Here is a 13,333-nt window from a genome sequence, read left to right as displayed (position 1 = left end):
GCTCGTCTGCTGTTCAGACTATGCCCATCCTCTATCCATGGGTGGGTCGCTTTTCAGCCTTCTCTCAAAGAGCGGCCGATGGTCCGCGCGTTGTGCGACAGCTTTACCCGCGATGCCGCAACAGCAACTGCGTCATCAATGCACGCAGCGCCGGTGGCCGCACCGGCTTGAGCAGGAAGCCCCAACCGTTCTCGGCAGCATGCGCCTTCAGCGCATCATCGCGCTCGGCAGTCACCAGGATCACTGGCGGCCGCGCCTGCCACAGCGTGCACAGCGCTTCATACAGGTCTGGTCCGTGCCACTGCCCCATGCGCACGTCCAGCAGCAACAGCTGCGGCACGTTCAACGCGCTGGCGATTTCCACCGCGCCCTGCGGGCCGTCGGCAAGTTCCACATTGCAGCCCCAGCGTTCCAGCAGGGCACGGGTCGCCGCACAGACATGCGGGTCATCATCGATGCTCCATACCCGACATTGGCGCAGTGGGCTGTCATCAGACGGCTCGGTCGCGATGACCGGCGCCGCCGGCGGTGCAATCACCTCGTCGGCGCGTCCGAGTGCCACGCTGACGGCGAATACGCTGCCCTTGCCCAGCGTGGAACGCAGGCTGATGCGGTGGCCGAGCAGGCGGCCGATACGCTCGACGATGGCCAGGCCCAGGCCGGCGCCACGTTCCTGCTCCACGCCATCATTCAAGCGGCGGAATTCCTCGAAGATCTCGCCCTGCAGGCTTTCCGGAATGCCCGGGCCCTGGTCATGCACCTCGATGCGCAACTGGTCACCTGCGCGTCGGCAGCCGATCAGCACGCGTCCACGTGGCGTGTAGCGCAGCGCATTGGACAGGAAGTTCTGCAGGATGCGCCGCAGCAGCGCTTCGTCGCTGACCACAACCGCGTGAGTGTCAACCCAGTCAAGCTGCAGGCCACGGCTCTGTGCGGCGATGCCAAACTCGCGCGCCAGGGTTTCCAGTAAAGGCGAAAGCGCAAAAGCGCGCACGCGGACCTGCAACGATCCCGATTCCAGCCGCGAGATATCCAGCAGACTGTTGAGGATCGCATCCTGCGCTGCCAGTGCGGCGTCGATATGGTCACTGGTCTGCTGCTGCGCGGGGTCACTCAGCTTTCCGCGCAGCACCGACACGAACATGCGCGCGGCATTCAGCGGCTGCAGCAGGTCGTGCACCGCCGAGGCCACGAAGCGGGTCTTGTAGCGGTTGGCCTGTTCGGCTTCGCGGCGTGCTTCGTCCAGATCCTGGGTGCGTTCGGCCACGCGGTGTTCCAGCGCATCGGCCAGCGAGCGCAGTTCGCGTGCGGCGTTCTTGTAGCTGGTGATGTCGGCATAGCTGGTGACGAACCCACCATCGGGCAGCGGGTTGCCGCGGATCTCCAGCACCGTGCCGTCGTCCTTCTCGCTCTCGCGCATATGCGGGCGACCGCTGCGCAGGTGGGTCAGGCGCCGTTCGATGGCCTCGTCGATCGGACCGGGGCCCAACAGGCCACGACGTGCATTGAAACGGAACAGTTCTTCGATCGGGCGGCCCACCCGCACCAGCCCCGCCGGGAAACGGAACAGCTCCAGATAGCGAGAATTCCACGCCACCAGACGCTGCTCCTTGTCGATCACCACCACGCCCTGTGGCAGATGTTCGAGGCTGCGGCTCAAGCCGACGTCGGCGTCGGTGGCGGCTTCCAGCAGGCCGTCCTGGGCGGTGCGCAGCTCCTGCGCGTGCTGCTTGAGCAGAGTTTCCAGTTCGCGCCGGCTGCGCTGGCGATGCTTGGACAGGCGACGCCGTTGCTGCACGAACAACACCAGGAATCCCAGCGCCAGCCATGCGGCGGCGCCGGCCACGGCCGCGCCGCGGCCAGCGCTGGTGGCCGCGCCCGCGTCATGCAGCAGATGCAGGCTCCAGTCCTCGTCGGGCAGCGCCAGGGTCTGCCACAGCATTGCCTGCGGTAGTGGTGGGTCGAGCAGGCGGACCATGCGGCCGCCATCGGCCAGCACATCTTCGGTGCGTACGCGCAGCGGTTGCAGCGAGCGATCGGCATACTGCCGCGCCGCACGCATCTCGTTGCGTTCCTCCGCGCCGAGCGGGCGCAGCAGGCGGTAGCGCCAGGCATCGCGGTTGGCCAGGAACACCACGTCGTGGTTGTCGCTGGTCAGCACCACGTCCGGGCTGTTCAACCATTCCTGTTCCAGCGCGGACAGCTCGATCTTGATCACGATCACGCCGATGCGCTGGCTGTCGGCATCCAGGATGGCTTCGGACATGAAATAGCCGGGCACGCCGGTGGTCATGCCGATGCCGTAGAAACGACCACGGCCATGAGCCAGTGCTTGCTGGTAGTAGGGGCGGTAGCTGTAATCCTCGCCGACGTTGCTGGTCGGCTGGTCCCAGTTGCTGGCAGCCACGGCCACGCCATCGCGGCCGACCAGGGTCAGCGTCGAGGTGCGGGTAACCTGGTTGGCGCGCTGCAGTTTCAGGTTCAGGCGTTGCCGCTCGGCGGGCGAGGGCGGTACCCGCAGTGCGTGCTGCAGGTCCGGATCCAGCGCCATCACCTGCGGCAGGGTGCCGAACCGGTCGATGCGCTGTTGCAGCCCCTGGCCATACAGCTGCAGCTGGCGCTGCACCTGTGCGCTTTCCGTGCCCAGGGCGCGACGCCAGGCGTAGTGGCCGGCGGCGACCGCGCACAGCACGGTGCCGGCCACCATCACCAGAACGGTCAGCAACTGCAGGCGGTGGCGGCTGAGCCAATACATGGCGGCAGTCTACGCAGGGCCGGCGGGCGGGGTGTACACGCCCGCCGGGATCTGACACGTGGAAGGGATCAGAAGTGCATCTGCGCGCGAAGTTCGAAGATCTCCGGGGTGCTGTGCACACCGCGACGGCTGGCATCGACCTTCACGTAGTTGGCCTGGAACTTGAAGTGGCTGGTCAGGTACCAGTTCGCGCCCAGGGTCAGGTCGTGCTGGCGGCCGCCGAGGATGCTGCCGTCGTCCAGGTCCAGGCGGCTGTAGCGGGCCACCAGTTCCACCGCGCCGTAGTCGTGCGCCGGCTTGATGTTGGCAACGGCGCCGGCGTTGTACGGGCGCGATTCGCCGGTCAGCACCCAGCTGGCCATCGCGTACTGGCCGTGGCCGGTGTAGTCGGGCTTGCCATCATTGCGGGTGACCGTCGCCTGCAGCGCTTCGGCCTGCAGCGAGAACGGACCGCGGATCCAGATACCTTCCAGGCCGGTGCGGCGGATCTGGTCGGCGGTGACCAGCGCGCCCGAATCGACGAGGCGGATGTCGGTCAGCCCGGCTTCCGGGCGGGCGCGCAGGCGCGCGCTGGCTTCATGATGCACGTCGCGGCCATCGTGGTAACCGCGCGGGTTTTCCTGCGAATAGGCCAGGCCCAGGTGGATCACATCGCCCGGTGCCTTTACCGGCGTCCACACCGCACGCACCGCCTGGGTGGTGCCGGGGTTGTCGCCCTGCAGGTCCTTGCCGCCATAGGCGCCGGCCTGCAGCAGGTACTGCGGACGCTCCAGCACCCATTCCACGCCGGTGCGACGGCCTGCGTAGAACGCCTGCACGGGCAGCGCGGTTTCCAGGAAGCTGCCGGCGCGCGAGGAGGTGTTCGCATCCAGGCCGACCGGGGTCTTCATGTAGCCGAAGCGGAAGCGGCCGACATCGCGGCCGAAGAACGCCTTGCTCTCGAAGCGCACGAACACGTCCAGCCAGGTGTCGGCCTGGAAGTCGTAGTAGACCATCGCGTCGTACACGCCCTTCTTTTTCAGGGTCGCGCCGAATTCCTTGCGGCGCACCGCGTCGTCATCCTCGATGCCGCTGGCGGACGAGAAGTCGTTGTAGTCGTAGGCGATGTTGGCGGTGGCGGCCAGTTCGGTGCCGTCGCCGAAGGTGTACTTGGTCGGCCAGTTGTCGAAATCGGCAGCCGAAGCGAAGGCGGGAAGCGCCGCCAGGGAAAGGGCGAGCAAGGTGGGAATCGGGCGCATGATGGTGCGGCTCTCTCAGATGCGTGTGGACAGGACAACAACGGCCGCAATGGCCGGAACTTTCGCAATGACGCGCCCGGCCGTTCAGGTCGGGCCACCGGCATCCCCGCGATCAGCGGTGCGGCGCCAGTGTAGGCAGCGCAGCCACCTGAACCGGGGGGCTAGTACCAATAGGTTATCTGCGTGGCGGTGCGTGGCGCGTACAAAGGCGTCCATTGGTCGCACCCCTGTGCCTGCAATCGAGGGGCATGCGATCAGTTTCCACGGTAACGGTTCCCGTGCATTTCCGGGGCCGTACGTGCCTGAAAACGCCCCTTCCGGAGTCCGCCATGCACATCCCGACCGCTGCGCCGGTGCCCAGCAAGCCGTTGCCGCTCTACCGCCAGCTGTACTTCCAGGTGATCGTGGCGATCGTCCTGGGCGCTGTCCTCGGCCACTACGAGCCGCTGATCGGCGAGAAGATGAAGCCGCTCGGCGATGCCTTCATCAACCTGGTGAAGATGATCATCGCGCCGGTGATCTTCCTGACCATCGTCACCGGCATTGCCGGCATGACCCATCTGCGCACGGTGGGCCGGGTGTTCGCCAAGGCGATGGCGTACTTCCTGTTCTTCTCCACGCTGGCGCTGATCGTCGGCATGATCGTGGCGCACGTGGTGCAGCCCGGCGCCGGCATGAACATCAACCCGGCCGAGCTGGACCAGACTGCGGTACACAGCTACGTCGAGAAGTCGCACGACCTGACCCTGGTCGGCTTCCTGATGGACATCATTCCGAAGACGCTGCTCAGTGCCTTCGTTGACGGCAACATCCTGCAGGTGCTGTTCGTGGCGGTGCTGTTCGGCATCGCGCTGGCCTCGGTGGGCGAGAAGGGCAAGCCGATCCAGAACTTCCTGGAAGCGCTGGTCGCCCCGGTGTTCAAGCTGGTGCACATCCTGATGAAGGCCGCGCCGATCGGTGCATTCGGTGCCATCGCCTTCACCATCGGCAAGTACGGCGTCGGCTCGCTGGTCAACCTGGCCTGGCTGGTCGGCTCGTTCTACCTCACCGCCTTCCTGTTCGTGGCGGTGATCCTGGGCGTGGTCTGCCGCCTGTGCGGCTTCTCGGTGTTCAAGCTGGCCCGATACCTGAAGGCCGAGCTGCTGCTGGTGCTGGGCACCTCGTCGTCGGAGTCGGCGCTGCCGTCGCTGATGGAGAAGATGGAACGTGCCGGCTGCAGCAAGTCGGTGGTCGGCCTGGTGGTTCCCACCGGCTACTCGTTCAACCTGGACGGCACCAACATCTACATGACCCTGGCCGCGCTGTTCATCGCCCAGGCCACCAACACCGAACTGACCCTGGGCCACCAGATCGCGCTGCTGCTGGTGGCGATGCTCAGCTCCAAGGGCGCGGCCGGCGTCACCGGTGCCGGCTTCATCACCCTGGCCGCCACCCTGGCGGTGGTGCCGGAAGTGCCGGTGGCCGGCATGGCGCTGATCCTGGGCGTGGATCGCTTCATGAGCGAATGCCGTTCGCTGACCAATTTCATCGGCAACGCGGTGGCCACGGTGGTGGTCTCGCGCTGGGAAGGTGCGCTGGACCGCGACCGCCTGAAGCTGGCGCTGGATGGTCGCGAAAGCGAACTGCCGCCGCCGGTCGATGCCGTGCCGCTGGCGATGGCCGAGGCGCTGCCCGCCAAGGGCTGATCCGGGTGTGTGGTACTGCGGGGCCGGTCACGACAGTGGCACGGCCCCGCAGCGTTTCAAGGCGTCCCACGGCTGTCATCGCCAGCGCCGAAGCTGTGCTCTGATAACGTCGCATACGCCATGGAATTGTGCGGTCGCAGCATCACTGCGACAGCATAGCGACAGGTCCGACCGCTCCAACGGGGGTATGATCCCCTGTCCCTTCTGCCCATTCATGTAACCCACATCGATGTCCAACGAAGATTTCAAACAGGCCGCCCTCGATTACCACCGGATGTCTCCGCCCGGCAAGATCAAGGTTTCCGCTACCAAGCCCATGCTGACCCAGCGCGACCTGTCGCTGGCGTATTCGCCGGGCGTGGCGTACGCCTGTGAAGCGATCAAGGCCGATCCGCAGCAGGCCAGCGAGCTGACTGCCCGCGGCAACCTGGTGGCGGTGATCTCCAACGGCACCGCGGTGCTGGGCCTGGGCAACATCGGCGCGCTGGCTGGCAAGCCGGTGATGGAAGGCAAGGGCGTGCTGTTCCAGAAGTTCGCCGGCATCGATGTGTTCGACATCGAAGTGGACGAGAACGACCCGGACAAGCTGGTCGACATCATCGCCTCGCTGGAGCCGACCTTCGGCGGCATCAACCTGGAAGACATCAAGGCACCGGAGTGCTTCATCGTCGAGCGCAAGCTGCGCGAGCGCATGAAGATCCCGGTGTTCCATGACGACCAGCACGGCACGGCGATCATCGTCGGTGCCGCGGTGCTGAACGCCATGGCGATCACCGGCAAGAAGATCGAAGAAGTGAAGCTGGCGACCACGGGCATGGGCGCGGCCGGCATTTCCTGCGTGAACATGCTGGTGCAGCTGGGCCTGAAGCCGGAGAACATCCTGGCCTTCGACCGCGAGGGTGTGATCCACACCGGCCGTACCGACCTCGACCCGGAAAAGCAGCGCTATGCGCGCGATACCGACAAGCGCACCCTGGCCGAGATCGTCGACGGCGCGGACATTTTCCTGGGCCTGTCGGCACCGGGCATCCTGACCGCCGAGATGGTCAAGACGATGGCGCCGGATCCGGTGATCTTCGCCCTGGCCAACCCGACCCCGGAAATCATGCCGGAACTGGTGCGCGCTGCGCGTCCGGACGCGATCATCGGCACCGGCCGTTCGGACTACCCGAACCAGGTCAACAACGTGCTGTGCTTCCCGTACCTGTTCCGCGGTGCGCTGGACGTCGGCGCGACCGCGATCAACGAGGAAATGAAGATCGCCTGCGTGCGCGCGATCGCCGCGCTGGCCCGCCGTGCCGCCACCGACATGGGCTCGGCCTATGGCGGTGAAACCCCGAGCTTCGGTCGTGAGTACCTGATTCCGCGTCCGTTCGACCGTCGCCTGCTGGTGGAGCTGTCGGCTGCCGTGGCCCAGGCCGCGATGGATTCGGGCGTGGCGGCACGTCCGATCGCCGACATGGAAGCCTACCGGCAGAAGCTGTCGCAGTTCGTCTACCGCACCAGCCTGATGATGAAGCCGGTCTACGACCGCGCGCGCAGCGACAAGCAGCGCGTGGTGTATGCCGAAGGCGAAGAGGAAGTGGTGCTGCAGGCGGTGCAGAACGTGGTCGACGACGGCCTGGCACATCCGATCCTGATCGGCCGCCCGGAAGTGATCGAATCACGCATCGAACGCCTCGGCCTGCGCCTGAAGATCGGCGAGAACATTGAAGTCACCAACATCAATGACGACCCGCGCTTCAACGAATACTGGCAGTACTACCACGGCCTGACCGGCCGTCGTGGCGTCACCGTGGCCGCCGCCAAGAACCTGATGCGTTCGCGCCCGACCCTGATCGCCGCCGTGATGGTGGCCCGTGGCGAAGCCGATGCGATGCTGACCGGCATTGTCGGCCGCTTCCACAAGAAGCTGGGTTACGTGCGCAGCGTGCTGCCGCTGGAATCGAAGGTCACCTCGACCTCGGCGATGACCGGCGTGATCAACCAGCAGGGTGTGTTCTTCTTCGTCGACACCCACGTGCAGGAAGACCCGACCGCAGAGCAGCTGTGCGAAGCGACCCTGCAGGCGGCGTACCGCATGAAGCTGTTCGGCGTCGAGCCGAAGGTGGCACTGCTGTCGCACTCCAACTTCGGCAGCCACGATTCGAAGGATGCGCTGAAGATGCGCCAGGTGCGCGAGCTGCTGCTCAAGCGCAACCCGCGTCTGAACGTGGACGGCGAAATGCAGGGCGACACCGCATGGGATGAAGCCCTGCGCCAGAAGCTGCTGCCGGGCTCGACCCTGCAGGGCCGTGCCAACCTGTTCGTGCTGCCGAACCTGGAAGCAGCCAACATCGCCTACAACCTGGTGCGCGTGTTCACCGATGGCGTGGCGATCGGCCCGATCCTGATGGGCGTCAACAAGCCGGTGCACATCCTGACCACCAGTGCTACCTCGCGCCGGATCCTGAACATGACCGCGATTGCCGCCGTCGATGCGCAGATCCGCAAGCAGATCGAAGCGGAAAAGAAGGCGTAAGCCTTCGTTCCGCTGCGATCTGCAGAAACGCGCCCTTCGGGGCGCGTTTCTGTTTCCGCAACGCGGAAACCGGATCGGGTAGCGCCGGGCCATGCCCGGCGAGCGCGCAGCGCGGCGCTTCTCGCATTCCGCCGGGCGTGGCCCGGCGCTACCGGAGAACTGCAGCCGCCCGGTAATCGCCCTGCAACCTCGCTGCGGCCCAATACGCCCACGCGGCCTGGCCGTGGGAAGGGACCGGACCGGCCTTCCCACCCTGGGCCCGACCAACTTTCCATGGGCGGAGCAGTGTCATGCGCAGTCGAGTGAGCAAGCGGTATTTCCAGCAGTTGTTCGCGCTGTACGCCGGTTTCGTGCAATCGCGTTGAAGGCTGCCGGGGCATCGCCCCGGCAACGTTGAACTTACCGCCGCTTCGCGCGTCGTGCGGGCGGCGGCGCAGGGGCCGGGGAGCGCGGCTTGGCGTACTCCGTCCACAGCGCCGGCAGGGTCTTGCCGGTGTGCTTCTGCCACAGCGCGGGTGCATAGCGCCCGTCGCGCAGATCCTTGTCCAGTGCCAGCACCAGTCCCGGGTGCGCCGCTTCGGCCCACTTCAGGAAAGCACCGGTCACCCGATAGCCACTTTCCACCGTCTGGCCCTGGCTCAGCTTGTCCGGCAACGCCCAGCCCGCAGCGGCGTTGTTCATGCCGTAGCGATCGCGTGCGTAGTCGGCGATGCCCTCCACCAGCCAGCCCGGCACGCGCTTGTCGCCGTAGCTGGGGTAGCCCTGCACGATGTGCATTGCTTCGTGGGTCACCAGATCGATGTCATCCGGGTGCTGGGCCAGCCAGCCCGGATTGATGGTGATGGTGCTGGCCTTGTCCTTGTCGCCGACGAAGGCGACGCCGTTGTACGCCGGATCGATCACGATGCGCACTTCGTTCGGCGCGGCCGGGCGGAAGTCCGCACGCTCGCGCAGGTAGGCGAAGTAGAACGTATCGATGATGCGCTTGCGCACCGGCGCGGCCAGCGCACCGGTGGCGTCCTGGTAGTACAGCGTTACCCCGTCACGGCTGACCTGGCCATCGAAGGCCTGGGTCTGCGGCTGTGCTTGGCTGAGACTTGGAAATACAAGGGCGGCAAGAGCGAGGGGGAGGAAACGTAGGCGCATGGACGTCATTGTAGGGGGGAGGGCGCCAACAGTTCGATCTCGGCCAGCTGCAGGCGCCCCGGCGCAGCCAGGCGCAGACGGTACTCGGCGTAGTGTGAGGGCGAAGCGATACGGAACGGGCGGGTCTGCCGGGCCGAGGTGAACTCTTCTCCGCGGCGCTGGTCCAGCGTTACCCAGCGCCCGTTGCCGGCACGTGCTTCCAGCGTCCACTCGCCGCCGCGGATAGCGCCATCACCGCTGGTCAGCGTGTACATCGTCGGTACGCCATCGCCCACGTGGCTCAGCGCGATGGTCGCGCCACCACCCAGCGGCACTGCCGTCGTGGCATCGTCGTCCACCAGCGCGGGCAGAGCACGGCCGTCGGCCAGCGTTGCCTGCGCGCCGCTGCCCAGAAGGTCGTGCAGCAGCTGCGGTCGCTGGCCACGCGCGGTCAGCGAGCGCGGCACATCATCCACGCCGCTGCCCCAGCGCGACGGCTGCGGGCCCATCACGAAGTCCAGGGTCGCGCCCTTGGCGATCACCTCGTGCGGCACCCAGGTCTTCGTCCACGGCTTGCCGTTGATCTTCAGCGACTGCACGTACACGTTCTCACGCGAATTCTGCGCTGCATTGACGGTCAATACCGCGCCGCCCTGCAGCTCGACGCGCGCATGCTGGAACGCCGGCGAACCAATCGCGTACTCCGGCGCACCCATGCGCAGCGGATACAGGCCCAGCGAGGCCAGCACGTACCACGCTGAGGTCTCGCCGTTGTCCTCGTCGCCCGGATAGCCCTGGCCGATCTCGCTGCCGACGTACAGCCGCGACAGGATCTCGCGCACATGCTGCTGGGTCTTCCACGGCTGTCCGGCATACAGGTACATCCACGGGATGTGGTGTGCCGGCTGGTTGCTGTGCGCGTACATGCCCATGCGCACATCGCGCGCTTCGGTCATCTCGTGGATGGTGCCGCCGTAGGAGCCGGCGAACGCGGCGTCGGCGGTTTCCGGCGTGGCGAAGAAGGTGTCGAGCTTGGCGGCCAGCTTGTCGCGGCCACCGTACAGCGCGGCCAGGCCTTCGCCATCGTGCGCGGCGGTGAAGGCGAACGTCCAGCCATTGGATTCGGTGTAGTCGTGGCCCCACACGCGCGGGTCGTAATCCTTGGCCTGCAGGCGCCAGCTGCCATCGGGCTTGCGGCCCTGGAAGAAGCCGGCGGCCGGATCGAACATCGTCGCGTAGCTGGCGGCGCGGTAGCGGAAGTAGTCGGCTTCGGTGGCGTAGCGTTCGCGCGCGGACGATGTCGTCGCGCGCGTGGCCAGCGCCTCGGCCATGTTGGCGATGCCGAAATCATTGAGCGCCCCTTCCATCGTCCACGACATGCCCTCGTGCACGTCGGCGCTGGCGTAGCCGCGGAACGTTGAGCGCTCCATGCCCTTGCGGCCGACATGGCGGTCCGGCGGCACCACGGTGGCGTTCTTCAGTGCTGCGGCGTAGGCCTCTTCGGGATCGAAGCCACCGATGCCCTTCAGCCACGCATCGGCGAAGGCCACATCCGAGCTGGTGCCGACCATCAGGTCCGCGTAGCCGGGCGAGGACCAGCGCGCGATCCAGCCACCGGCGCGGTACTGCTCGATGAAACCCTGTACCAGCTGCCCGGCATCTTCCGGGGTGAACAGCGCATACGCCGGCCAGGTGGTGCGGAATGTGTCCCAGAAGCCGTTGTTGACGAAGACCTTGCCGTCGCGCACCGGTGCGAAGCTGCGCGTTGCGCTGCCATCGGTGTTGTCATCGGCGGCGCTGGCTTGGCTGGCATAGCGCCATTCGGGAGCGGCGGCGGTGCCCGCATTCTCGTGGCCGGAATTGGGATACAGGTACAGCCGGTACAGGCTGGAGTACAGCGTGGTCTTCTGGTCGTCGCTGGCGTTGCCGATATCGAAGCGGGCCAAGCGCGCATCCCACGCATCCTGTGCACGCCCGGCCACACTTTCCAGCGTATCGGCTGCGGCGATTTCCAGCGCCAGGTTGTGGCGCGCCTGCTCGACGGAGATCAACGAGGTGGCGATGCGCATCGTCACCCGGCGCTCGCTGCCTGCGTCGAACTTGATGTAGCCGGTCGGGCGGCCGGTGTCGATCTGGCCGCTGCTGCGCCACGGTTTGTCGAAGCTGGCCACCACATACATGCGGGTGGCGCCGTTGGACAAGCCGCTGCGGGTATCGGTGTAGCCGGACAACGTCTGCGTAGCGGCATCAAGGGTCAGCCCACCGCGTGCATCGACGTTGTCGAACAGCAGGTTGGCGTCGCCGCCTGCGGGGAAATCGAAGCGGAACAGCGCGGCATGGTCGGTGGGGGCGATGGATGCGGCGATGCCGTTGTCGAAGCGCACGTCGTAGCGATACGGGCGCGCGCTTTCCTGTGCGCGGTCGAAGGGCAGTGCACGCTTGCTGCGATCAGCTTCAGGCACACCGCGCGTGGCGGAGGGCATCACCTGGAAGGTCTGGCGGTCGCCCATCCACGGGCTGGGCTGGTGGCTCAGGGCGAGCGCCTGCAGCTGCGGCCGGTTCTTCGCATCGTTCTGCTCGTTCCAGCGGTACAGCCAGTTCAGTGCGCCGGCATCGGTCACCGGCGTCCAGAAGTTGAAGCCGTGCGGTACAGCGGTGGCCGGGAAGTTGTTGCCGCGCGAGAAGGTGCCGTTGGCCTGGGTGCCGCGCGTGGTCAGTACCCAGTCGGAAACACGCTGCGGTGCCTGCCGTGTCTGCACGTCCAGGCGCACGTCGTCGATCCAGCCCGACACGGGGGCGCCATCGGCGCTGGCCACCTCGAGCTCGATGCCGATCACGCGGCGGCCCTTCAACGCGGGCACATCGCCCAGGCGTACCGCCTTGCGCGCCCACTGCTGCGGATACAGCGTCTTCGAGTCGCCCTGCGCCTGTGCGCCCAGCGCCACGCCGTGCTGGTCGCGCGCGCCGCTGGCGGATACGCGGCTGCCATCGTCCAGCAGCAGGTCCAGCGAGACATAGGTGGAGGCCACGGTGTCCTTGCCGACGATCTCCGGCAGTACCAGCCAGGACAGCGTGGTGTCGGTGTCGATGGGCAGATCGGTCTTGAACAGTTCGCGGCGCGCCTGGCCGCCATTGGCGCTGTAGTGCAACGCATGCAGGCCGCTGTAGCCGACGTTGCGCTTGGCCGCGTACGGCGCGCCGGGGCCGCTGCCGACTTCAACGGACAGCGCGCCAGCGGATCTGGCCGGTGCCGGCTCGCCCGGCTCGAAGGAGGTCTGCAGCCCTTGCGCCAGCACCGGTGTCGCAGTGGTCGCACAGGCTAGGGCCAGGGCGAGCGGAAGCAGGGCGCGGCGTGGATCGGACAGGGTCATGCAGGGTCTCCCGGTAAGGCAGGCGGCAGGCAGAACCCGCATCGGCGAACACCACGGACAGCATCGCCCCGCCCGCCACTGGGCAGTCGGGAGGCGATGCAGGTCCGGTGGGGGGCGGGCCATGCGATCGGGTCAGGAATGGATCGGACCCGATGCTGCAACAGCCGGCGGCGCCCTGACAAGTGCCATTTAGTTCGATCCAAATGCGGGAAATTCGAACGAAGACTGGTTCTGCACGGAACTGCCTGGTGCGCATGGGGATTTTCTGTCGCCGTGGCTCGGCGCCGCCGCCGGGGAGCGGGCAGGGCGGTTGCATGGCGGGGCCAGGGCGTTGACCTGAAGCAGGCCAACGCGCGCAGCGGCCACGCAGCGCACGGTGTTTGTCGGGCCCAGATGCTAGAATCGCAGGCCTCGCAATCCGTTCATCGACATCCGCCATGAGCCATACCGCCACCGCGCCCGCCAACGCCGAAAAGCGCTACACCGTGCACCGCAGCGATCTGCCGCTGAGCTGCCCGACTCCGGAAATGGCGCTGTGGAACTCGCATCCGCGGGTGTACCTGCCGATCGAAGACGAACCCAACGGGCAAGCGCAGTGTGCTTACTGCGGTGCCGTGTTCGTGCTGGCCGACTAAGCG

The 13,333-nt window shown here is 66.7% G+C and carries 7 protein-coding genes; 3 read left to right on the top strand and 4 right to left on the bottom strand.

Annotation, left to right across the window (positions count from 1 at the left end):
• Positions 1 to 103: 103 nt before the first annotated feature.
• Together CR156_RS15775 and CR156_RS15770 are read right to left on the bottom strand one after the other, a co-directional pair.
• A complete protein-coding gene (locus CR156_RS15775; protein ID WP_089236776.1) occupies positions 104 to 2,755 on the bottom strand; it encodes a hybrid sensor histidine kinase/response regulator in 2,652 nt (883 codons plus the stop codon).
• A 68-nt stretch (positions 2,756 to 2,823) separates the two neighbouring features.
• Positions 2,824 to 3,993 carry an OprO/OprP family phosphate-selective porin gene (locus CR156_RS15770; RefSeq protein WP_100462677.1) on the bottom strand — a complete coding sequence of 390 codons (1,170 nt, stop codon included), beginning with the start codon at positions 3,991 to 3,993 and terminating at the stop codon, positions 2,824 to 2,826.
• Positions 3,994 to 4,322: 329 nt separating this feature from the next.
• On the opposite strand from CR156_RS15770, the gene CR156_RS15765 reads away from it, so the two are divergent.
• Both CR156_RS15765 and CR156_RS15760 read left to right on the top strand, forming a co-directional pair.
• Positions 4,323 to 5,678 (top strand): dicarboxylate/amino acid:cation symporter, encoded by a 1,356-nt coding sequence (locus tag CR156_RS15765; RefSeq protein WP_089236772.1) that lies wholly within the window; start codon positions 4,323 to 4,325, stop codon positions 5,676 to 5,678.
• A gap of 229 nt (positions 5,679 to 5,907) precedes the next feature.
• Positions 5,908 to 8,199 (top strand): NADP-dependent malic enzyme, encoded by a 2,292-nt coding sequence (locus tag CR156_RS15760; protein WP_100553509.1) that lies wholly within the window; start codon positions 5,908 to 5,910, stop codon positions 8,197 to 8,199.
• A 399-nt stretch (positions 8,200 to 8,598) separates the two neighbouring features.
• On the opposite strand, the gene CR156_RS15755 is transcribed toward CR156_RS15760, so the two are convergent.
• Together CR156_RS15755 and CR156_RS15750 are read right to left on the bottom strand one after the other, a co-directional pair.
• Positions 8,599 to 9,354: a basic secretory protein-like protein gene (locus tag CR156_RS15755; protein WP_100553508.1), complete on the bottom strand. Its 756-nt coding sequence runs from the start codon at positions 9,352 to 9,354 to the stop codon at positions 8,599 to 8,601.
• On the bottom strand, positions 9,351 to 12,695 hold the full coding sequence (locus tag CR156_RS15750) for a GH92 family glycosyl hydrolase (protein ID WP_100553507.1): 3,345 nt from the start codon (positions 12,693 to 12,695) through the stop codon (positions 9,351 to 9,353). Before CR156_RS15750 ends, CR156_RS15755 begins: the two co-directional genes overlap by 4 nt.
• Positions 12,696 to 13,132: 437 nt before the next feature.
• On the opposite strand from CR156_RS15750, the gene CR156_RS15745 reads away from it, so the two are divergent.
• The gene (locus CR156_RS15745; RefSeq protein ID WP_025874129.1) at positions 13,133 to 13,330 is read left to right on the top strand and encodes a zinc-finger domain-containing protein; all 198 of its coding nucleotides are present in this window, start codon (positions 13,133 to 13,135) and stop codon (positions 13,328 to 13,330) included.
• Positions 13,331 to 13,333 lie beyond the last annotated feature (3 nt).

The sequence above is a fragment of the Stenotrophomonas lactitubi genome, assembly GCF_002803515.1.
In the GTDB taxonomy this organism is placed as follows: Bacteria; Pseudomonadota; Gammaproteobacteria; order Xanthomonadales; family Xanthomonadaceae; genus Stenotrophomonas; species Stenotrophomonas lactitubi.
This window is presented reverse-complemented; position numbering and strand designations above follow the sequence as displayed.

Bases quoted from the DNA above. Each gene is read 5' to 3' on its own strand.
- CR156_RS15775 (WP_089236776.1), bottom strand. From the start codon at position 2,755: ATGTATTGGCTCAGCCGCCACCGCCTGCAGTTGCTGACCGTTCTGGTG.
- CR156_RS15770 (WP_100462677.1), bottom strand. From the start codon at position 3,993: ATGCGCCCGATTCCCACCTTGCTCGCCCTTTCCCTGGCGGCGCTTCCC.
- CR156_RS15765 (WP_089236772.1), top strand. From the start codon at position 4,323: ATGCACATCCCGACCGCTGCGCCGGTGCCCAGCAAGCCGTTGCCGCTC.
- CR156_RS15760 (WP_100553509.1), top strand. From the start codon at position 5,908: ATGTCCAACGAAGATTTCAAACAGGCCGCCCTCGATTACCACCGGATG.
- CR156_RS15755 (WP_100553508.1), bottom strand. From the start codon at position 9,354: ATGACGTCCATGCGCCTACGTTTCCTCCCCCTCGCTCTTGCCGCCCTT.
- CR156_RS15750 (WP_100553507.1), bottom strand. From the start codon at position 12,695: ATGACCCTGTCCGATCCACGCCGCGCCCTGCTTCCGCTCGCCCTGGCC.
- CR156_RS15745 (WP_025874129.1), top strand. From the start codon at position 13,133: ATGAGCCATACCGCCACCGCGCCCGCCAACGCCGAAAAGCGCTACACC.